Origin of the sequence: Umezawaea tangerina, assembly GCF_003002815.1 — a bacterium.
GTDB lineage: Bacteria > Actinomycetota > Actinomycetes > Mycobacteriales > Pseudonocardiaceae > Umezawaea > Umezawaea tangerina.
The window spans coordinates 66441-88054 of the sequence record NZ_PVTF01000013.1; the positions used below are offsets into that span (position 1 = coordinate 66441).

Here is a 21614-nt window from a genome sequence, read left to right on the forward strand (position 1 = left end):
CCTGACGAGGAGGATCGGTGAACCGAGGAAGTTCCCCTCCGCCTCCGGCGCGCAGACCCACGATCGCCGACGTGGCGCGGGCGGCGGGCGTGTCCAAGGGCGCGGCGTCCTACGCCCTCAACGGTCGCTCCGGTGTCTCCGAGGCGACCCGCTCACGGGTGGTGGCCGCCGCCGACGCGCTGGGGTTCCGCGCGAGCAGCGCGGCCCGCGCACTGGCGGGCGCGCGGTCCGGGGTGGCCGGGCTGACCCTGCGCCGACCGGCCAGGACCCTCGCGGTGGAGCCGTTCTACATGGAGCTGATCACCGGTCTGGAGGCGGGCCTCGCCGCCCACTCCTACTCGTTGCTGCTCCAGGTGGTGCACGACCACGGCCACGAGATCGAGGTGCACCGCAGGTGGCGTCACGACCACAGCGTCGACGGGGTGCTGATCTGCGACGTGGGCGTGGACGACGGGCGGGTGGCGGCGCTGGAGGAGTCGGGGTTCCCGGCCGTGGTCATCGGTCCGCCGTCGGCCAGCGGTGGCCTGGCCGGCATCTGGTCGGACGACGGCGTGTCGCTCGCGGAGGCCGTGCGGTACCTGGTGGCGCTCGGGCACCGGCGGATCGCCCGTGTCGGTGGCCTGCCCCACCTCGCGCACACCGAGATCCGCACGCGGACGTTCACCGCCCTGGCCGCGGAGCTCGGGCTCGACAGCGCGGTCACGGTCCCGTCCGACTACAGCGGCGAGGACGGCGCCAGGGTGACCCGCGAGCTGCTCGGGGTGCGGGAGAGGCCCACGGCGTTGGTCTACGACAACGACATCATGGCGGTGGCCGGACTGGCGGCGGCCCAGGGGATGGGCCTGTCCGTGCCGCACGACCTGTCCATCGTCGCGTGGGACGACTCCCCGGTCTGCCGGCTGGTCCGACCCCCGCTGACCGCGTTGGTGCGGGACATCTCCGCCTACGGCACGCGCGCCGCGCGGCTGCTGCTGGCCGCCATCGACGGCAGGCCGGTCGGCAGCGTGCACGACGAGCCCGCGCACCTGAGCCCGCGGGGCAGCACGGCACCGCCGCCCTGAGGTCAGCCGGGCGGCCCGGTGCTGCCGCGGACGACCAGTGCCGCGGTGCGGTCCTCGACCGTCCGCGCGGGTGCGCCGTCGAGCACGTCGAGCAGGAGCCGGGTGGCGTGCGCGCCGTAGCCGACGAGGTCGCGGCGGAGCACGGTGAGGGCGGGGGAGACGGCCCGGCACAGCGGGGAGTCCTCGTAGGCCACGATGGACAGTCCACTCGGGACGGTGATGTCCATCTCCTGCGCCACGGCCAGACCGGCCACCGCCATGACGTCGTTGTCGTAGGCGATCGCGGTCGGGCGGTCCGGCGCGCTCAGGATCCGCCGGGTCAGCCGCGTCCCCGCGGAGCCCGAGTAGTCGGCGCGCACCAGGGGCGCCCGCACCCCCAGTGCGGCGCACGTGGTGCGGAACGCGGTGTCGCGCACGACCGTGTGCGCCATCGCGGCCGGGCCGCTGACCCTGGCGACGTGCCGGTGCCCGAGACCGGCCAGGTGGCGCACCGAGTCCGCGACCGCGGTGGCGTCGTCGCACCACACGCTCGTGACCCCGTCGTCGGGCGCGGGCCCGCCCACGACGACCACGGGCAGCCCCAGGTCGCGCAGGACGCCCACCCTGGGGTCGTCGGTCTCCAGGTCGCACAGCAGCACGCCGCCGACCCGGCGTTCCGCGGTCCAGCGGCGGTAGACGTCCAGCTCCTCGGCCGCGTCCTCGACGAACCGCAGCACCAGTCCCATGTCGCGGGTCATCAGCTCGTCCTGCACGCCGCTGATCAGCTCCCGGCGGAACACCTCCACGGCGATCGTCGCCGACGACGGCCCGCGCATGACCAGCCCGACGGCCCTCGACGTGATCCCGCGCAGCGCCAGGGCGGAGCCGTTCGCGGTGAACCCGACCTCGCGCGCCACGGCCAGCACCCGGTCGCGCACCTCCGCCGAGACGCCGGGCCTCCCGTTGAGCGCGGAGGACACGGCCACCCGCGACACGCCGACCCTCTTCGCGATGTCGGACATGGTGACCTGGCGGGGCATCCGACCCTCCTCGCGCTCGAACCGGGTCAGCATACGGTCGGCGGCCCCGTGAGGTAGTGCCGGAAAACGGGGGCGACCCACTCGCTCAGGTCGTCACGGCTCATGGCGACCAGCGGCGGCACCTTGAGCACGTAGCGGGCGAACGCGAGCCCGAGGATCTGGGAGCCCAGCAGGGAGGCGCGTTCGGCGGGGCGGTCGACCGCGGCGGCCGCCAGCGCGGGGTAGACCTGGCCCGCGAACAGCTCCAGCATCTTCGCGCCAGCCGCGTCGCTGCTCGCCGAGGCGCGCAGCAGCGACAGGAAACCCGCGTCGCCCTCCCAGACCGCGAAGAACCTGGGCATGAGCACGGCGGCGAGGTCCTCGGGGTGGACGCCGTCCAGGTCCGGCAGGCCGAGGTCGAAGCGGGCGGCCTCGGTGAACAGGTCCTCCTTGGTCTTGAAGTAGCGCACGACCATCGCCGGGTCCACGCCGACGTCGCCCGCCACCTGGCGCATCGTCACCCGGTCGTAGCCGGTGGTGCCGAAGCGTTCGCGGGCCGCGTCGAGGATCGCGGCACGGGTGGCGGGGGCGGAGCGGCGGCGTGGTGCGGTCATGACCACAGGGTAAGTCACCAGCTGTTGACTAACCACCCCGTCCGGTTCTACCGTCAAGTCACCGACTGTTGACTTGGAGGCACCGTGGAAAGCGTGGACGTGGTGGTCGTGGGAGCCGGCCCCTCGGGCTGCATGCTGGCGGGCGAGCTGGCGCTCGCCGGGCGCTCGGTCGCGGTGCTGGAGAAGCACTCGGCGCCGTCGCCGCTGAGCCGGGCGTTCGGCGTGCACGCCCGGACGCTGGAGGTGCTGGACAGCCGGGGGCTGGCGGACCGGCTCGTTCCCACCGGCGCGGCGTCGCCGGGGCTGTCGCTGTGGCGGGGCGCGGAGCTGCGGCTCGGGAAGCTGCCGTCGCCGTTCCCGTTCCTGCTGGTCACACCGCAGCGCAACGTGGACGACCTGCTGGAGGCGCACGCCCGCGAGCACGGCGCGACCGTCGTCCGCGGCGTCACGGTGACCGGTCTGGAGCAGCACGAGGACGGGGTGGTCGTGCGGGCGGACACCGCCGACGGCGAACGCACCTGGAAGGCGTCCTACGTGGTCGGCGCGGACGGTGTGCACAGCGCGGTGCGGGACCTGGTCGGGCAGCCGTTCCCCGGCCGCGTGCTGCTCAACTCGATCACGCTGGCCGACGCGCGGCTGGAGGAACCGCCCCGCGGCATCGTGACCGTCAACGCGGTGAAGGACTGCTTCGCGTTCCTGGCGCCGTTCGGCGACGGCTGGTTCCGGCTGATCGTGTGGGACCGGAGGTTCGAGGACGTGCCCGACCACGAGATGTCCGAGGACGAGGTCCGGGACGTGCTGGTGCGCGCGATGGGCACCGACTACGGCATGGGCGAGATCCGCTGGAAGTCCCGGTTCCGCAGCGACGAGCGGCAGGTCCCCGAGTACCGGACCGGACGGGTGTTCCTGGTCGGGGACGCCGCCCACGTGCACTCGCCCGCGGGCGGGCAGGGGATGAACACCGGCATCCAGGACTCGCTCAACCTCGGCTGGAAGCTGGCCGCGGTGCTCGGCGGCGCGGACGAGGCCCTGCTGGACACCTACCACGCCGAACGCCACCCGGTGGGCAGGCTGGTGCTGCGCTCCAGCGGCGCCACCATCCGGATGATGACCATCCGGCCGTGGCTCGGGCGCAAGCTGCGCGAGCACGGCATCTCGACGCTGCTGCGCCTGCCGAAGTTCACCGCGAAGGCCGCGGGCATGTTCTCCGGGGTCGGCATCTCCTACCGGCGCGAGGCGGGGGACCACCGGTTGGTCGGCCGTCGCGCGGGTGACCTCCCGCTGCGCGGGGGCAGGCTGTTCGAGGCCATGCGCGAGGGCGGTTTCCAGCTCGTGCTCGAACGCGACGCGGAGGCCGTCGACGCGCCCGTCCGGGTGGCGCGCCGGCTGGACGACGGGCCCGCGCTGCTGGTCCGACCCGACGGGTACATCGCGTGGGCGGGCTCCTCGGCGAGCGGGTCCTGGAGGTCCACTGTGGACCGCCTGACAGCGGGTCCGGCCAAGGTCGATCAGAGGAGGAACTGATGCTGGTCATCACGATCCGGTTCAAGGTGCGTCCCGAGTGGTGCGACCGCTGGATGGGCATGGTGGAGGAGTTCACCCGCGCGACCAGGGCCGAGCAGGGGAACTTGTGGTTCCACTGGGCGCGCGACGTCGACGACCCGACCGTTTTCGTGCTGCTGGAAGGACATGAGGAGAGCTCCGTGGAGGAACACCTGCGCTCGCCGCTGATCCCGAAGATCCAGCGCGAGTGGCCGCAGGCGCTCGTGGAGACGCCCCACCACATCAGGGCCGTGGTGCCGGGGACCGAGTGGGCGCCGATGGACCTGCTGCCCGTCCCGGCGCTGACCGACCACGGCTGACCGGCAGGGGAGTGGCGCCGCGGTGCACCGGCTTGCGGAGCACCGCGGCATCGGCCGTTCGGGCGCACGCGGAGCGCCGGGTGGCGGCGGGGATCGGGGCGGTGTTCGGCGGTGTCCGTTCCGGACAATTGTGACGGCTGTTGACTCTTGTGACGCGAATCACCTAGCGTCTGGGTGTCGTCATAATTGAAACGTTTTAATCCCTGGTCGATCGATGCCTCGAGCCCCCAGCCCTCGACATCCGCGGAGCCCCCTGATGCGACGTGCCTCAACGCCACGTGCCCCATCCCTGCGACGAGGACCCCTGCACGCCCTCGTCGCGGGACTCGTCCTGCTGCTGACCTCGACCACCTTGGTGGCCACCACCGCGACGGCGCGGGCCGCCGTCCCGGTCAGCCTCACCGGTGCCCACTGGGTCTGGTACCCCGAGGGCGCCCCGGCCACCTCGGCCCCGGCGGCCGACCGGTACTTCCGCCGGACGTTCACGGTGCCGAGCGGCGCCGTCTCGGAGGCCCAGTTCGTCGTGACCGGTGACGACACGGTCGACGTCTGGCTCAACGGTACGCCGCTCGCCTCCACCGTCCGCGGCGTCGACTCGTGGAAGCGCGCGATCCACGTCGACCTGCGCTCGGCCCTCGTGGCGGGCACGAACACCCTCGCGGTCGTGGCGCGCAACAGCACCGCCGGACCGGCCGGCCTGCTCGGCAGGCTGCACGTCGTCAGCGCGGGCGGCGCGGTCGACCTGACCACCGACGGCGCCTGGAAGTCCTCGCAGACCGCGCCGGAAGGCTGGGAGCAGTCGGGTTTCGCCGACTCCTCCTGGCCCGCTGCGGCCGACCTCGGCGCGTACGGCGCCGCACCGTGGAACGACCAGGTGGGCGCGCCCGACGTCGCGACGGCCTCGCCGCTGGGCGTCGGCTCCGGCACCACCGAACGCCGGGCCGACCCGATCGGCGTCGACACCGCCCGGCCGCGGCTGGGCTGGAAGCTCACCGGGACCGGCGGCCAGGCGCAGGGCGCCTACCAGGTGATCGTCGCCAGCACGAGCGCGCTGGCCGACGCGGGCACCGGTGACCTGTGGGACAGCGGTGCCGTGGCCAGCGGCCAGTCCGTGGACGTCGTCTACGCGGGGCGCGCGCTGGCCTCGAACACGAAGTACTTCTGGCGCGTCAAGGTCTGGGACACCCAGGGTCGGGCCGGCGGCTGGGGCGCTGTGCGCTCCTTCGAGACCGCCCTGCTGAACCCCGCCTCCGAGTGGCAGGGCGCCTTCATCGGCCAGCCCGGTTCCCAGCAGGGGTTCGGCGGCGCGAACTGGATCTGGTACCCCGAAGGGGATCCGGCCGCGGGTGTGCCCGCCGCGACCCGCTTCTTCCGCGGCAGCGTCACCCTCGGCTCGGCGCCCGCCGTGGCCAGCCTGATCGTCACCGGTGACGACACCGTGGACGTGTGGGTCAACGGCACCCAGGTCAGCACCTCGCCGCGGGTGGCCGACTCGTGGAAGACGGCGGTCGCCGTCGACGTGGCGAGCAGGCTTCGCGCGGGTGCCAACACGATCGCGCTGTCCGGTCAGAACACCAGCCAGTCACCCGCGGGCGTGATCGCGCGGCTCGTCGTGGCCGGTTCCGTGGTGGCGAGCACCGACGCGTCGTGGAAGGCGAGCCAGACCGGACCGTCGGGCTGGGAGCAGCCCGGTTTCAACGACTCGTCCTGGCCCGCCGCGAAGGTGGCGGCGGCCTACGGCGCGGCGCCGTGGAACAGCGACGTCGCCGTCCCGCAGACCACGCCTTCCCCGTTGCTGCGCAAGGGCTTCACGGTCGGCAAGCCGGTCGCCTCGGCCCGCCTGTCCACCACCGCGCTCGGTCTGCAGGAGACGCGGCTCAACGGCGCCAAGGTCGGTGACGACGTCCTCGCCCCCGGCTGGACCGACTACCGCAAGCGCCTGCAGTACAAGGAGTACGACGTGACCAGCCGGATCGTCCAGGGCGCCAACGCCCTCGGCGCGTGGCTGGGCAACGGCTGGAACAACGGCACCATCGCCTGGTACGGCCCGAACAACTACGGCACCAAGCCCTGGTACTCCGCGCAGCTGCGGCTCACCTACACCGACGGCACCTCGCAGGTCATCGGCACGGACAGCAGCTGGAAGTACACCGCGGGCCCGATCACCGAGGACGACATGCAGATGGGCGAGAAGTACGACGCCCGTCGCCTGCCGGGCGGGTGGGACAGCGCCGGTTTCAACGACAGCTCGTGGGGTGCGGTCACCGTGCGCACCGACGCGGCGCCGAAGCTGGTGTCCCAGGTGGACGAGGGCGTCAAGGTCCAGCAGGACCGGACACCGGTCGCGGTCACCCAGCCCAAGCCCGGCGTGTGGATCTTCGATCTCGGCCAGAACGCCACCGGGTGGGACCGGCTGCGGGTCGCGGGCCCGGCGGGCACCGTCGTGACCATGCGGCACGGCGAGATCCTCAACGCCGACGGCACGCTCTACACCGACAACCTGCGCCTGGCCGGGTTGGGCACCGACAGGTACACCCTGTCGGGCAACGGGACGGAGACCTACGAGTCGCGGTTCACCGTGCACGGCTACCGCTACGTCGAGGTGACCGGCTTCCCCGGCACCCCGACCGCGTCCGCCGTCACCGGGCGCACCGCGTGGACGGCCGCGTCCCAGATCGGCACGCTGACCACGTCCAACGCGCTGGTCAACCAGGTGCAGCAGGCGATCCTGTGGGGGCAGCGCTCCAACATGCTGTCCCTGCCGACGGACTGCCCGCAGCGCAACGAGCGGCTGGGCTGGACCGGTGACATCGCGGCGTTCGCGGCCACGTCGACGTTCAACATGGACATGTCGTCGTTCCTCAACAAGTACGCCGACGACCTCACCGACGCCCAGCACTCCGACGGGGCGTTCACCAACACCGCGCCGGACCTCGGCGCGGGACAGGGCATCGCGGGCTGGGGCGACGCGGGCGTGATCGTGCCCTACACCCTGTGGCAGCGCACCGGCGACCTGCGCGTGGTCGACGAGGCCTACCCGGCGATGGCCCGGTGGATCGAGTACCTGCGGTCCACGGCCGACGCCAACCTGATCCGCGACGACGGCGGCTTCGGCGACTGGCTCAACGTCCAGGACGACACGGCCCGCAACATCATCTCCACGGCGTTCCTCGGCTGGTCCTCGCGGCTGGTGTCGCGGATGGCGCAGGCCACCGGGCGCACCGCGGACGCCACCAAGTACGCCACCCTGGCCGACCAGGTCGGCGCCGCGTTCACCTCGCGGTTCGTGGCGGCCGACGGCACGGTGTCGGGCAACACCCAGACCGGGTACGTGCTCGCGCTCGCGTTCGGGCTCGTGCCGCAGAACCGGGTGCAGTCGCTGGTGGACAAGCTGGTCGCGAAGATCGCCGCGTCCGGAGGGCACCTGACCGTCGGGTTCCTCGGCGTGGAGAACCTGCTGCCGGTCCTGTCCGACCACGGCCGGTCCGACATCGCCTACCAGATCCTGCTGCAGCCCGGTTACCCCGGCTGGGGCTACATGCTCAGCAGGGGCGCCACCACGATCTGGGAGCGCTGGGACGGTATCAGGACCGACGGCAGCCTCCAGGACGTCGGCATGAACTCCTTCAACCACTACGGGCTCGGCTCGGTCGGGGACTTCCTCTACCGCCAGGTCGGCGGCCTCGGCCCGGCCTCGCCCGGCTACAAGTCCGTGCTCGTCGCGCCGAAGCCCGGTGGCGGTCTCACGTCGGCGAAGTCGGCCTACGAGACGCCGTACGGCCAGGCGGTCAGCGACTGGTCGATCTCGGGCGGCAGGCTCACCCTGAAGGTCACGGTGCCCGCCGGGGCGTCGGCGACCGTCCGGGTGCCCGCCGGGTCCGCGGCGGCCGTGACGGCACCCGCCGAGGCGGTGGCGTTCGGCTACGGCAACGGGGCGGCGTCCTACCGGCTGCCCTCGGGCAGCTACACGTTCACCGCACCCGCTTAGGCGGGTCCGGACCGGGGAGGGGCGCCACTCGCAGGGGTGGCGCCCCTCGCCGCGTTCACAGGCCGAGCACGTCGGGCAGCGGGGCGGTGTGCACGATCGTCAGCCGCGAGATCGCGCGGGTCAGCGCCACGTAGAGCAGCCGGAGGCCGGTGCCGCCCATGCCGATCACCCGGTGCGGGTCGACCACCACCACGTTGTCGAACTCCAGTCCCTTGACCACGCCCACGGGCACCAGCGCCAGCCGGTGGTCGCGGTCGACCTCGTCGGCGCCCACCGGCTCGACGCCCTCGGCGCGCAGAGCACCGCGCAGCGCCTCGACGTCCGCGTCGGCGACGATCACGCCGACGCTGCCCTTGTCCACGGGGAGGGTGCGCACCAGGTCGGCCAGCAGCCGGGCGACCTCGGTCGGTCCGCCGTCGGGCACCGGGGCCAGGCTCACCGCGTCCGACGCCGACCGCGCGGACGTGGTCGTCGGCAGGTCGGGCGCGATCACCCGGAGCAGCCGGTTGGCGATGTCGAGGATCTGCTGCGGGACGCGGTAGCTCGTGTTGAGGGTCGCGACCTCGCCGGGCAGCTCCAGCAGCGCGAGCACGTCCTCCCACGACGGCCTGCCCCACGGCGTGGTCTGCTGCGCCAGGTCGCCCAGCACGGTCGCCGTGCCCAGGCAGCGGCGGCCGACGGCGCGCAGCTGCATGGCGGACAGGTCCTGCGCCTCGTCCAGCACGACGTGGCCGAACCGCTGCCCGACGTCCAGCAGCGAGGCGACCTCGTCGAGCAGGACGTGGTCGGCCGCGGTCCACTTGGCACGCGCCGCGGTCGCGGGCGGCTTGCTCCACGTCAGCGCCCGCTGCTCGGCGGCGTCGAGCAGACCGTCGGCGCACGCGGCGAGGTGCTCGGGGTCGGAGTACAGCCGGAACAGCACGTCGCGCGGCTTGAGCACCGGCCAGATCGCCTCCACGACGGCACGGGTCTGCTTGGCGCCGCCCAGCTTCCGGGTCGCGCTGTCGCTGAGCGACCGGCCCCGGATCTCCAGCTTGCGGCGCACCCGGCCCGCGATCCGCTCCCTGAGCAGGTCCCTGGCCGGGCCGAACGGCCTGCGCTCGCGGAGCAGGTCGCCCGCCAGGTACTCGATCTCCTCGGGCTGGACGCGGACGTACGGGCTGGTGTCCTTGATGACGAACTCGCCGGTCCACCGCCCCACGGCCGACCGCAGCGCGCGGTCGAGCACCGTCGCCATCCGCGCGTCGCCCTTCACCGAGGCCACGGCCGGGTCGTCCACCGGCGCGTTCTCGGCGCCGACGAGCCCGGCCACCGAGACGTGCCTGCAGTCGATCTCGCCCAGGGCGGGCAGCACGCGGGAGATGTGGTGCACGAACGTGTCGTTCGGCCCGACGACCAGCGCGCCCTGCCGCCGCACCTGGTGGTGTTCGAAGAGCAGGAACGCCACCCGGTGCAGCCCGACGGCGGTCTTGCCGGTGCCGGGACCGCCTTGCACGACCAGCGAGTCGTGCACGCCGAGCCGGACGATGTGGTCCTGGTCGGGCTGGATCGTCGCGACGATGTCCCGCATCGGCCCGTAGTGGGCGAGCTCGATCTCCTTGCGCACGAACGCGCTCAGCCCCGCGTCCGCGCTCAGGTCCGCTAGGTGCTCGTCGTCGAACCCGGTCATCTCGTGGTCGTCGGCGAAGCCGTACCGGCGGCGGTGGGTGACCTCCATCGGCGTGGCGGCCGTCGCCCGGTAGAAGCGGGCGGCCATGTCGGTGCGCCAGTCGATCACGGCGGGCTCGCGGTCGCCGTCGCCCACGTAGCGCCGCCCGATGTACACCGGCTCGGGCAGCGGCCCGTCGACGCGGCCGAAGAACAGCGGCGCGTCGTCGCGGTCCTCCAGCTGGAACGCCCGGCGGTAGAGCCAGGCGATCATGTCCGGGTCGTCGCCGCGGGCGGTCATCGACTCCGCGGTCGCCAGCATCTCCTCGCGGTTGCGCGCCAGGCAGTCGCGCGCGTACTCCAGCCGAGCCCGCTCGGCGGCCAGCTCTTCCTGCTTGCCCTCGGTCACCAACTACCCCCCCAGTTCGGCCGTCGATCTTCGCACAACGTCGAACAAGTGCTCGACATGATTGGTTTACAACGTTGTATCCAACAGCTATAAACAGAACCGCACAGGTGGTCACGCGACGTCGCGCGACTGGTCGCGGACACCGGCGCGCGGAGTCCGACGACTTTGGGAGCCCTCATGCCGCCCGACAGCCGAACCCGGATGCCCGCACTGGGCGTCGCACTGGCCCTGGTGGCCGCCACCGCGGTCGGACTGCCCGGCGCGGCCGCGGCGCCGTCGTCCGCCGCGCCGCCGATGTACCCGGAGGTCGGCCGGGGCACCCACCTGCTCGACCACGGCGCGAAGCTGGCCGGGTTCGTCGAGCCCGCCTGGTACGAGGCGAACATCCCGTTCGTCGACCTGCCGGACCGCACGGTCGAGGACACCTACTACTACCGCTGGCGCACCTACAAGGAGGCGCTCAAGTACACCGGCCCGGACGACGGGTGGATCGTGTCGGAGTTCCTCGGTCCGGTCGGGTACTCCGCACCCAACGGCGGCATCGTGGCCGCGGCCGGGCACCACGTCTACGAGGGCCGGTGGCTGCGCGACCCGCGCTACCTCGACGACTACCTGGACTACTGGCTCAAGGGCAGCGGCGCCGGGCCGAAGCCCGCGACCGACGGCCTGAACGAGAACACCACCGACTGGGCCCACCAGTACTCGTTCTGGGCGGCCGACGCGGTGCTCGCGCGGGCGTCGGTGGACGGCCGGTTCGACTTCGCCGTCGACCGGCTGCCGGAGCTGGAGGAGCAGTGGAAGACCTGGTCGCCGCAGTTCGACCAGGCGACCGGCCTGTACTGGCAGGTGCCGGTGTGGGACGCCATGGAGTTCACCGCCGGCTCCTACCAGAGCGACGACCCCTACCACGGTGGTGCCGGGTACCGGCCGACGCTGAACGCCTACCAGTACGGCGACGCCAAGGCGATCGCCTCCCTGCTGCGGCTCAGTGGTGACCGGCGCACCGCCGACAAGTACGAGCGCGACGCGAAGTCGTTGCAGACCACCGTGGAGCAGAAGCTCTGGGACCAGGGCGGGCAGTTCTACAAGCACGTGATGCGGGACGACAACCCCGGCGGCGTCAAGATCGCCGACCGGGAGGAGATCGGGTTCGTCCCCTGGTACTTCCACATGGCGCCCGCGGCGAACTCGGCGGCGTGGGCGCAGCTGACCGACCCGCAGGGGTTCGCGGCGCCGTTCGGGCCGACCACCGTGGAGCGGCGCAGCCCGTGGTTCATGCACGACGCGCTCCAGGGCTGCTGCCGGTGGGACGGGCCGAGCTGGCCGTACGCGACCAGCCAGACCCTGACGGCGATGGCGAACCTGCTCGACGACTACCCGGCCCAGTCCTACGTGGACAAGCAGGACTACTACGACGTGCTGCGCGGGTACGCCGCGACGCAGCGGAAGAACGGCGCTCCCTACGTGGCCGAGGCGCACCACCCGGACGAGGACCGGTGGATCTACGACGGCGCCGGGCACAGCGAGGACTACAACCACTCCACGTTCAACGACCTGGTGCTCTCCGGTCTGCTCGGGATCCGTCCGCAGCAGGGCGACCGCGTCCGGGTGTCGCCGCTGGTGCCCGACAGCTGGGACCACTTCGCCGTCGAGAACGTGCCCTACCACGGGCACAACCTGTCGGTGGCCTGGGACCGCGACGGCAGGACCTACGGACAGGGCGCCGGGCTGCGGGTGTGGGTCGACGGGGTGCTGGTGCACAAGCAGGCCGACCTGCGCGCGGTCGACGTGCGCGTGGCGTCCGGGAAGCAGACCGCGGTCGAGCCGCTGGTCGACGACCTCGCCAACGTCTCCGGATCCGGGTTCCCGGCGGCCACGGCGTCCTACACCTGGCACGCCGACAGCCCGGCCGACGCGGTCGACGGGCAGGACTTCCACCTCGACGTGCCCGCCACCCGGTGGACCACCTACGGCAGCCCGAACCGGGAGGACTGGCTCGCCGTCGACGTCGGGACGGCCACGCCCGTCTCGGACGTGCGGGTGTCGTTCTACGACGACGGGGGAGGGGTGCGGACGCCGGACGCCTTCGCCCTGGAGTACCGGAAGGCCGACGGGACGTGGGCGGAGCCGCCGGGGCAGGCGCGGACACCGGCGACGCCCGTGCGCGGCCAGGTGAGCCGGGTCGTCGTCTCGCCGCCGGTGGTGACCAGCGCGCTGCGGATCCGGCCGACGCGGGCCGACGGCGGCGCGGTGGGCATCACCGCGCTCCAGTCGTGGCGACCCGAGGACGGCCGGGTCACCGCGGCGCTCAAGGCGGGCGACGACGGGCTGCTGCACGTGCGGTCGGGCGCCACCACCGAGGTCGAGGCCACCGTGCGCACCACGTCCGCGGTGACCGTGCGACCGTCGTTGCAGCTGCCCGCGGGGTGGACCGCGGACCGGGTCGGCCCCCGGCTGGTCACTCCCGGCCACCCGGCCGAGCTCCGCTGGAAGGTGACCGCGCCCGCGAACCTCACCCCCGGTTCGAGGGTCCCGGTCCGGCTGGCGGTGTCGACCGTCCGGGGTGGACGGACGCTGGTGACCTCGGACGTCGTGCAGGCCGAGTCGGCGTTCGACCCGGCGGACTTCAAGGCGGTGGTGTGGGACGACGGGTTCGACCAGCCGGGCGACTACCGGGTCGGCGCCCGCTTCGGCGAGCCCGCGCCCGCGATCACCACCGCGGGCGGGTCGCTGGTGGCGACGGCGGCGGGCCGCCAGTCCTCCGCGGTGCTGGTGGCCCCGGTGGAGGCGCCCGCCGGTGACGTCGCGGTGGTGCTGGCGCCCTCCTCGTTCTCCGGTGCCTCGCCGGAGGACAGCGTCCTGCTGGGCCTCGGCGACGGTCCGGACGACCTGGTCCTGGCCTGGTACAACAACAAGGGCCGGGCGTCCGGTGTGGACGTCCGGGTCGAGGGCCGCGACTACGGCGACAGCGCGACGGGCGGGTGCTGCGCCGACGTCACGTGGGCGCCGGGGGACCGGTTCGCGGTCGTGTTCGGCGCGGACGCGATGACCAGCTGGATCGGGCACGCGGGGACGTGGAGGCGGCTGCGCGTGGCTCCGTACGGCACGGCTGTGTCGCCGGAGCGGAGGGCGGGGTGGTCGCCCGCGATCGGGGTGCGGGTGACCGCGGGGAGCGTGGCGGTGGATCGGATGACGGTGCTGGGGCGGTGACAAGCGGGCGCGGTAGGCCTTGGTACCCATCGGGACCGCGGGCTTGACGGGCCTCCCAGGTCGTCGGCTACCGTCGTGCCCAGCGCGTGGGGACCGCGCCGAGACTCGCCGGAAGGCTTGAAGCCACCCCTGGTCGACCAAGACCACCGACGGATGCCGAGCTCCGGTCCGTCCGTGCGAGTCCGGGCGGTGAGCGAGGTGCTCCGATGAAGACGCTGCCCGACAACCCCGACGCCGACCACCTGCGCCGCCAGGCGAAGGACCTGCTGCCCGGACTGCGCGACTCCGATCCGGGAGCCGCGCTCTCCGACGCGCAGGCGTCGCTCGCCGAGCAGTACGGGTTCCGCACGTGGACCGACCTGAAGGCCGAGGTCGACCGCAGGCGCGGCGGCGGCGACGTCGCCGACCCCGCGCTGGCCCGGCGGATCGCCGCCCGGTTCGGGCTGGGCGAGGTGACCGGCCCGATGCGCTCGCTGTCCCGTCCGGACGAGATGGGCAGGCGCTGGTCGTTGACGACCGACCGCGGCCGCTGGGCCGCGCGCACGGTCGACGGGGTGTACCCGGTGACCGACGGCGAGGAGAACACCCGGTTCCAGGAGGCAGCGCTGCGGGCGGGCGTGACTTTGCCCGTTCCCGTTCGCGGTGCGAAGGGGGCCGCGGTGGAGGTGATCTCGGGGAACCGGTGGCGGGTGTACCGCTGGACGCACTCCGGACCACCGCTGGCGGCACCGGTGAGCGCGGCGGCAACCCGTGAGGTCGGGCGGATCCTGGCCGCGCTGCACGGGTTGCGGGTGCCGGTGGACGAGGTGTGCCCGTGGAACGCGCGGCCGCTGGGGTCGGTGGCGGAGCTGGCGCGCGAGGCGGTCGACCGGGGAGTGGCGTGGGCGGCGGAGCTGGTCGACGCGTTGCCGGTCTTGGCGGAGCTGGAGTCCGTCGGCGAGGGTGGTCACCGCTCGGATCCCGTGTTGTGCCACAACAACTTGAGTCCGGGGAACGTGGTTCTCGGTGGGGGCGGTCGGTTGGTCGTCACGGGGTGGGAGCACGCGGGTGGGTTGCCGCCGGAGTGGGAGTTGGCGGCGGCGTTGGTGAGTTGGGCGGTGAATCCCGGAGGTGGGGTCAACGCCGCTGGTGCGCGTGCGTTGGTGGAGGGGTACGGGGAGCGGGCTGGTGCGGTGCCGGAGTTGGAGGTCGGGGCGTTTCGGGGGGCCGCTGTGGGGCTGGTGAACTACGTGGTGGGGCAGGTTCGGGTGGTGTTGAGGGGTGGAGGGGGTGATGGGGAGAGGGGGTTGCGGCATTTGTTGGGGCATTTGCCGTGCCGGGGGGTTTATGAGGAGGTGCTTGGGGTGTTGGGTGGTTGATCGGGGTTGGGGTGTCGGTGCAGGGGGCTCCGGGGGTGTCGGTGCGGTGGTGCTCTGGGGTGTTGCTGCGCGGTGGTGCTCCGGGGGTGTCGCTACAGCGGACCTAGGTGCGGTCGGCTTGACTTGGGGCCCCTTTTTTGGGCTTCGTCGGGCGAAAAAGGGCAGGTGGTAGAGCCTGCCCGCCGCCGCAAGTCTAAGCCCAAAAACCCCAAGTCAAGCCGACCGCACGGCGGACGAGCGTGCTCGGTTTCGTTGGGGTGGCGGGCTGTTTGCTCGGTTGGGTGCTTGGTTGGTGCTTGGTTGGGTGCTTGGTTTGGTGTCTTGTGTTGTTGGCGTTCTTTTTGCTAGAAGGCGCCGTCCTCGCACCTGGTGGTGTGAGGACGGCGCCTGTTTCTGGCTTCTGTTCCTCAGGCGTTTGTGGTGGTGAGGATGCGTTCCAGGCTGATCGGTAGGGAGCGTTGGCGGGTGCCGGTGGCGTGCCAGACGGCGTTGGCGACGGCGGCGGCGGTGCCGACGATGGCGACCTCGCCGACGCCCTTGACGCCGCTGGGGTTGCTGGGGTCGTAGTCGGGGACCCAGTCGGCTTCGATGGCGGGGATGTCGGCGTGGGCGGAGACGTGGTAGCCGGCGAGGTCGCCGTTGACCTGGCCGCCGAACTGGGCGTCTCGCAGGCCTTCCTCGTGCAGGGCCATGGAGATGCCCATGGTCATGCCGCCGATGAGCTGGCTGCGGGTGGTGAGCGGGTTGATGATGCGGCCCGCGGCGAAGATGCCGAGCATGCGGCGGACGCGGACCTCGCCGCTGGACGGGTCCACGGCGACCTCGGCGAACTGGGCGCCGTGCGCGTGGTTCTCGCGCTGCTCCAGTGCGCCGATCAACGGGGCGGTGTCGGCTCGGCCGGTGATGCCGTCGGCGGGGATGTGGGCGATGTCGGCCAGTTTCTCGCGCAGGTCGGTGGCGGCCGCGGTGATGGCCCAGGTCCACGACGAGGTGCCGCGGGAGCCGCCGGCGAACCAGGCCTGGCCGAGGTCGCTGTCGGCGATGTCGATGCGGATCGCGGAAGTCGGCACCTCCAGGGCGTCGGCGGCCACGAGGACGAGTGCGGTGCGGGCGCCGGTGCCGATGTCGGCGGCACCGATGCCGACGGTGAACGTTCCGTCGGGGTGCGCGGTGATCGCGGCGGTGGACGGCAGCGAGCCCGCGCCGTAGATGCCGGCGGCCATGCCGGTGCCCAGCAGCCACCGGCCCTCGCGGCGGACGCCCGGTCGCGGGTCGCGGTCGGCCCAGCCGAAGCGGCGGGCGCCCTCGGTGAGGCACCCCACCAGGTTGCGGCTGGTGAACGGCAGCCCGGAGATCGGGCCGACCTCGGGCTCGTTGCGCAGCCGCAGCTCCACCGGGTCGACGCCCACCGCCTCCGCCAGCTCGTCCATGGCGGACTCCAGGGCGAACGAGCCCGGCGCGCAGCCGGGTGCGCGCATCCACGTGGGCGTCGGGAGGTTGACCTTCACCAGCGACGTGCGGATGCGGATGGCGTCCGCCGCGTACAGCGCGTTGGTGACCTCGCCGGGGAACTCCACGAACTCGTGGATGGTCGAGGTGTGGGTCGCCGTGTCGTGGTCGATCGCGCGCAGCCTGCCGGTGGAGTCGGCACCGAGCCGGACCCGCTGGTCGGTGGCGGCCCTCATGCCGGTCGTGGCGAACACCTGGCGCCGGGTCAGGGCGACCCGGACCGGGCGCTTGAGCTCCGTGGTGGCCATGACGGCGAGGATCAGCTGCGGGCCGATGCCCTTGGAGCCGAAGCCGCCGCCCACGTGCTCGGCCCGCACGCGGACGACACCGGGGTCGAGGCGGAACAGCACCGACAGCACGTAGGAGACGAGGAACGACCCCTGGTTGGAGTCGACGACCTCCAGCCTGCCGTCCGCCCAGCGCGCCATCGAGGCGTGCGGCTCCATCGCGCTGTGGTGCTCCTGCGGCGTGGTGTACCGCTGGTCCACCACGACCGGGGCGGCCGCGAGCTCGGCGTCCACGTCGCCCTTGTGCTTCTCCGGTGCGGCCGCCGGGGTGTAGGAACCGGGGTGGTCCGCGGAGAAGACCAGGTCGGCTTCCTCCTCCTCGTAGGTGACGACCAGCGCGTCGGCACCCGCCCGCGCCTGCTCGGCGGTCTCCGCGACGACCAGCGCCACGGGCCTGCCGACGTGCGGGACGCGGTCGTCCTGGAGCAGCTGGAGGGTGGCGTCGCCGGTGCCGAGCAGACCCGCCTCGGGGTTGAGTCGAGGTGCGTTGCCGTGGTGGATGACACCCAGCACACCGGGCATCGCCAGCACGTCGTCGACCCCGATGGAGGTGATCCGGCCGCGCGCCACCGTGGCGAGGACCAGCGAACCGTGCGCGAGCCCCTCGAACGGGACGTCGGCGGCGTAGCGCGCGGCGCCGGTGACCTTCTCCCGGCCCTCCAGGCGGACGTGGGACGTGCCCACGACGCCGACGGGTGGTGCGCTGATGCTCTCGGTCAGGTCGGTCATCGGGCCGCCTCCTCGGCTAGTTCGGTCAGCACGGACACGACCAGGTTGCGCAGCAGCGGGATCTTGTACCCGTTGTGCGCCAACGGCTTGGCCGCCGCCAGCTCGGCGTCGGCCGCGGCGGCGAAGGACTCCGCCGTCGCGGGCGCGCCGGTCAGGGACAGCTCGGCGGCGCGGGCCCGCCACGGCCGCGAGGCGACCGCGCCGAACGCGATCCGGACCTCGTGGACGACGCCGTCCCGCACGTCCAGCGCCGCCGCGAGGGAGCCGGTGGCGAAGGCGTAGGACGCGCGCTCGCGGACCTTGCGGTAGCGCGAGCGGGCCGCGACGGGTGCCGCGGGCAGGGTGACCGCGGTGATCAGCGCTCCCGCGGGCAGCGCCGTCTCCACGTGCGGGGTGTCGCCGACGGCCGGGTAGAACTCGGCCAGCGGCAGCTCACCGGGACCGTCCACGGTCTCGTAGGAGACCACCGCGTCGAACGCGGCCAGCGCCACGCCCATGTCGGACGGGTTGGTCGCGACGCAGTGGTCGCTCCAGCCGAGGATCGCGTGGTTGTGGTGCTCGCCCTCGATCGCGGGGCAGCCGCTGCCGGGAACCCGCTTGTTGCACGGCCGCGAGGTGTCGGCGAAGTAGCCGCACCTGGTGCGCTGCAACAGGTTCCCGCCGACGGTCGCCACGTTGCGGAGCTGCCCGGACGCACCCGCCAGCACCGCCTGGGACAGCGCCGGGAAGCGGCGCCGGACCTCGGGGTGCACGGCCAGGTCGCTGTTGGTGGTGGTCGCGCCGATGACCAGGCCGCCGTCGGCGGTGACCTCGACGCCGCCCAGCGGGAGGCCGCGCACGTCGACCAGCAGGTCGGGAGCCTCCACACCGGACTTCATCAGGTCGACCAGGTTGGTGCCGCCGCCCAGGAAACGGGCCTCGGAACCGCCCGCGAGCAGCGAGACGGCCTCCTCGACCCCGGTCGCGCGGCTGTAGGCGAACTCCTTCACGCGGTCACCTTCGTCTCGTCGGAGGCGCGTGCGACGGCGCGCACGATCGCCGTGTAGGCACCGCAGCGGCACAGGTTGCCGCTCATCCGCTCGCGGATCTCCGCCGCGTCCAGCGGCACGGGCTCCGCGTCGGGGCGCACGTCGGCGGTGGCCGCGCTCGGCCAGCCCGCGGCGTGCTCCTTGATGACGGCGACGGCCGAGCAGATCTGGCCGGGCGTGCAGTACCCGCACTGGTAGCCGTCGAGCTCTAGGAACGCCTCCTGCACGGGGTGCAGGTCCTCGCCGTCGGCGATGCCCTCGATCGTCGTGATGTCGGACCCCTCGGCGGCGACGGCGAGCTGCAGGCACGACACGGCGCGCCTGCCGTCGGCGAGCACGGTGCACGCGCCGCACTGGCCGTGGTCGCATCCCTTCTTGGTACCGGTCAAGCCGAGGTTCTCCCTCAGCGCGTCGAGGAGCGTGGTGCGGTTGTCGACGGTGAGCACGTGCGTCTCTCCGTTGACCCGCAAGGAGATGTCACTGCGCGTGGTGGGTGGCACAGCATGTCCTCTCAGGCAGGGAACGGGGCGCGGGCCGCCTGCGGGCCGGAACGGCGCGGACAGGCGCACCCGTAGGCCCTTCACATCGGTGCGTGCTCGGAGGTCTCACACCGACTAAAGTGGAGAACACTCTCACTTCGATGCTAAGTGATAGCTCTCTCCACTTGCAAGGGGAGCCGGAAGGATGGCGAGTCATGGACAGGGTCGAGGGGCGACCGCTGCGCGCCGACGCGCGGCGCAACCGCGACAAGATCCTCTCCACGGCCGTGGTGATGTTCGCCAGGGACGGCCTGGACGCCACGCTGGACGCCATCGCCAAGGAGGCGGGTGTGGGTCCGGCCACCCTGTACCGCAACTTCGCGACCCGCGAGGCGCTGATCGAGGCCGCCTACCGCAACGAGCTGCGCCTGCTCTGCGAGGCCTCGGGTGAGCTGCTCGCGGTGCTGCCCCCGAAGCGCGCGCTGAGGGCGTGGATGGGGCGGTTCATCGACTACGTCTCCGCGAAGATCGGCATGGCCGACGCGCTGCGCGCCCTGGTCGCGACCGGGGTGAACCCCTACGACCAGACGCGGGAGCTGATGCACACCGCGGTCACCGCGCTGCTGGAGGCCGGTGCCGCCGACGGGACCGTGCGATCGGACGTGGCGGCCGCCGACGTGGTGGCGAGCCTGACCGGGATCGCGATCGCGTCTGGCAACCCGCCGCGGCGAGACCTGGCCGAAAGGCTGCTCGACCTGCTGATGGACGGTCTCGTGGCGACCCGGTAGCCCCGTCCCGGTCGTGCGCGCCCGGCAAGTTTCCGAAACTCTGTCACGTTTACCGGCTCGTGACCGATGTACGGGGCAAGGGGAGCCCCGCCACCGGGTGGGGCGGATTTTCACGGGGGGATCGACCACATGCTGCCGTCCTTGAGACGGGGCGCGTTCGCGCGCGCCCGCACCGCCGCGGTCGTCGCGGTGGCCGCGCTGGCCGCGGTGCTGCCCGCGGGCGTGGCCCACGCCGACGCGCTGCCCAACGACGACTTCGACGGTTCCGCGGTGGTGACCGCGCTGCCGTTCACCGCGCACCAGGACACGAGCCGGGCGACCAAGGCGCCCGACGACCCGTCCTGGTGCCAGTACTACGACGCCGAGGGTTCGGTCTGGTTCAGCTACACGCCCACCGAGGACGTCATCCTGCGCGCCACCACCGCGGGCAGCGACCACCCCACGATCCTGTCGGCCTACAGCGGGCTGCGCGGGTCGTTGCGCGGTGCCTCGCGGGCCTGCGACACCGGTCAGCCGTCCACCGGTGCCTCGGTGACCTTCCGCGCCACCGCGGGGACGACCTACCACCTGATGGTCGCGGGCTACGACGTCGCGGGCGGTGACCTGTCCTTCGGGCTGACCACCGTCGCGGCGGCGCCCAACGACCGCTTCGCCGACGCGGAGGCGGTGACCGGCCTGCCCGCCACCAGGACGCCCGACCTGTCGACCGCCTGGTACGAGCAGGACGAGCCCGACTCGGGCTGCACCGACCAGGCCGGCCCTTCGGTGTGGTACTCGTTCACGCCGACCACGACGACGTCCGCCGTGGTGGGCCTCGACCACTCGAACGTCACGGCCACCGTCTACACGGGCGACACCATCGCGGGGTTGACGCAGGTCGCCTGCACGACGAGCCGGTGGGACCCGCTGGTGTTCCTGGCGACCGCGGGCACGACCTACCGGATCCGCGTCGCCGGGTGGCCCGACCTCTCGGACACCGTGGGGGTGAGCTTGACCGAGGCGCCGCGGCTCGACCCGTACGTCGACGTCTGGCCGTCGGACCCGACGATCTACGAGGAGGTCGGCTTCACCGCCGACATGTGGGACCCGTTCCGCGAGCCCGTCGTGAGCGGTGAGTGGGACTTCGGCGACGGCACCACGGCGCCGGTGCGGGAGCAGGGCCCCACCTACCACCACTTCGCCGCGGACGGGGTCTACCAGGTGGGCGTGACCGTCGTGACCCGCGACGGCCGCGTCGGCACCACCACCCGCGCCGTCACCGTCGAGTCGCACGACGTGGCGATCACGAAGTTCACCGTGCCCTCCTCGGCCAAGGCCGGGCAGAGCAAGCCGGTCACCGTGCGGCTGGCCAACACGCGCTACCGCGAGTCCGCGACGGTCGACCTCTACGTGGACAACGGCCAGAGCAGGACCCTCGTGGGGACGACCACCCTCGACGTCCCGGCACGGGAGACCGGCAAGGTCGACGTCCCGTTCTCCTACACGTTCACCGCGGCCGACGCCCTCATGGGCAAGGTCGCCTTCCGGGCCGTGGTCCGGCTGCCGTACCCCGTCCGCGACGCCAGGCCCGCGGACAACGAGGTGATCGCCCTCGCCACGACGGTGAAGCCCGGCACCACGGCCATGAAGTCCGCCTGACCCGCGACC

14 protein-coding genes are annotated in these 21614 nt (G+C 72.7%); 8 read left to right on the plus strand and 6 right to left on the minus strand.

Features of this window, described 5'->3' with window-relative positions; translation table 11 throughout:
• Positions 1 to 17: 17 nt before the first annotated feature.
• Positions 18 to 1061: a LacI family DNA-binding transcriptional regulator gene (locus tag CLV43_RS35925; protein WP_106193155.1), complete on the plus strand. Its 1044-nt coding sequence runs from the start codon at positions 18 to 20 to the stop codon at positions 1059 to 1061.
• A 2-nt stretch (positions 1062 to 1063) separates the two neighbouring features.
• Here the strand turns inward: CLV43_RS35925 and CLV43_RS35930 are convergent, their stop codons facing one another.
• Positions 1064 to 2080: a LacI family DNA-binding transcriptional regulator gene (locus CLV43_RS35930; RefSeq protein ID WP_106193465.1), complete on the minus strand. Its 1017-nt coding sequence runs from the start codon at positions 2078 to 2080 to the stop codon at positions 1064 to 1066.
• Positions 2081 to 2106: 26 nt separating this feature from the next.
• Positions 2107 to 2673: a TetR/AcrR family transcriptional regulator gene (locus CLV43_RS35935; protein ID WP_106193467.1), complete on the minus strand. Its 567-nt coding sequence runs from the start codon at positions 2671 to 2673 to the stop codon at positions 2107 to 2109.
• 93 nt (positions 2674 to 2766) lie between these two features.
• On the opposite strand from CLV43_RS35935, the gene CLV43_RS35940 reads away from it, so the two are divergent.
• The 3 genes from CLV43_RS35940 to CLV43_RS35950 all read left to right on the plus strand — a co-directional run bounded on the left by CLV43_RS35940 (position 2767) and on the right by CLV43_RS35950 (position 8523).
• Complete coding sequence (locus CLV43_RS35940; RefSeq protein WP_245887217.1) at positions 2767 to 4197, plus strand: FAD-dependent monooxygenase; 1431 nt, start codon at positions 2767 to 2769, stop codon at positions 4195 to 4197.
• Positions 4197 to 4535: a putative quinol monooxygenase gene (locus CLV43_RS35945; RefSeq protein WP_106193159.1), complete on the plus strand. Its 339-nt coding sequence runs from the start codon at positions 4197 to 4199 to the stop codon at positions 4533 to 4535. Before CLV43_RS35940 ends, CLV43_RS35945 begins: the two co-directional genes overlap by 1 nt.
• 256 nt (positions 4536 to 4791) lie before the next feature.
• Positions 4792 to 8523 carry a family 78 glycoside hydrolase catalytic domain gene (locus CLV43_RS35950; RefSeq protein WP_106193161.1) on the plus strand — a complete coding sequence of 1244 codons (3732 nt, stop codon included), beginning with the start codon at positions 4792 to 4794 and terminating at the stop codon, positions 8521 to 8523.
• A 55-nt stretch (positions 8524 to 8578) separates the two neighbouring features.
• Here CLV43_RS35950 and CLV43_RS35955 read toward each other — a convergent pair whose 3' ends face one another.
• Positions 8579 to 10579: a HelD family protein gene (locus CLV43_RS35955; RefSeq protein WP_106193163.1), complete on the minus strand. Its 2001-nt coding sequence runs from the start codon at positions 10577 to 10579 to the stop codon at positions 8579 to 8581.
• A 177-nt stretch (positions 10580 to 10756) separates the two neighbouring features.
• On the opposite strand from CLV43_RS35955, the gene CLV43_RS35960 reads away from it, so the two are divergent.
• Positions 10757 to 13789, plus strand: coding sequence for an MGH1-like glycoside hydrolase domain-containing protein (locus tag CLV43_RS35960; RefSeq protein ID WP_245887218.1), 3033 nt, complete (start codon positions 10757 to 10759; stop codon positions 13787 to 13789).
• A gap of 206 nt (positions 13790 to 13995) precedes the next feature.
• A complete protein-coding gene (locus CLV43_RS35965; RefSeq protein ID WP_106193166.1) occupies positions 13996 to 15147 on the plus strand; it encodes a phosphotransferase enzyme family protein in 1152 nt (383 codons plus the stop codon).
• Between the two features lie 407 nt (positions 15148 to 15554).
• Here CLV43_RS35965 and CLV43_RS35970 read toward each other — a convergent pair whose 3' ends face one another.
• From CLV43_RS35970 to CLV43_RS35980, 3 genes are read right to left on the minus strand one after another with little or no spacing between them, the layout of a single operon-like run.
• Positions 15555 to 17672: a xanthine dehydrogenase family protein molybdopterin-binding subunit gene (locus tag CLV43_RS35970; protein WP_106193167.1), complete on the minus strand. Its 2118-nt coding sequence runs from the start codon at positions 17670 to 17672 to the stop codon at positions 15555 to 15557.
• The gene (locus tag CLV43_RS35975) at positions 17669 to 18661 is read right to left on the minus strand and encodes an FAD binding domain-containing protein (RefSeq protein WP_106193169.1); all 993 of its coding nucleotides are present in this window, start codon (positions 18659 to 18661) and stop codon (positions 17669 to 17671) included. The genes CLV43_RS35970 and CLV43_RS35975 overlap by 4 nt, the downstream gene beginning before the upstream one ends.
• Positions 18658 to 19200, minus strand: a complete 543-nt coding sequence (locus CLV43_RS35980; protein ID WP_106193171.1) for a (2Fe-2S)-binding protein — start codon at positions 19198 to 19200, stop codon at positions 18658 to 18660. Before CLV43_RS35980 ends, CLV43_RS35975 begins: the two co-directional genes overlap by 4 nt.
• Before the next feature lie 194 nt (positions 19201 to 19394).
• On the opposite strand from CLV43_RS35980, the gene CLV43_RS35985 reads away from it, so the two are divergent.
• Both CLV43_RS35985 and CLV43_RS35990 read left to right on the plus strand, forming a co-directional pair.
• Positions 19395 to 19967 carry a TetR/AcrR family transcriptional regulator gene (locus CLV43_RS35985; RefSeq protein ID WP_106193173.1) on the plus strand — a complete coding sequence of 191 codons (573 nt, stop codon included), beginning with the start codon at positions 19395 to 19397 and terminating at the stop codon, positions 19965 to 19967.
• A 129-nt stretch (positions 19968 to 20096) separates the two neighbouring features.
• Complete coding sequence (locus CLV43_RS35990) at positions 20097 to 21605, plus strand: PKD domain-containing protein (RefSeq protein ID WP_106193174.1); 1509 nt, start codon at positions 20097 to 20099, stop codon at positions 21603 to 21605.
• Positions 21606 to 21614: the final 9 nt, after the last annotated feature.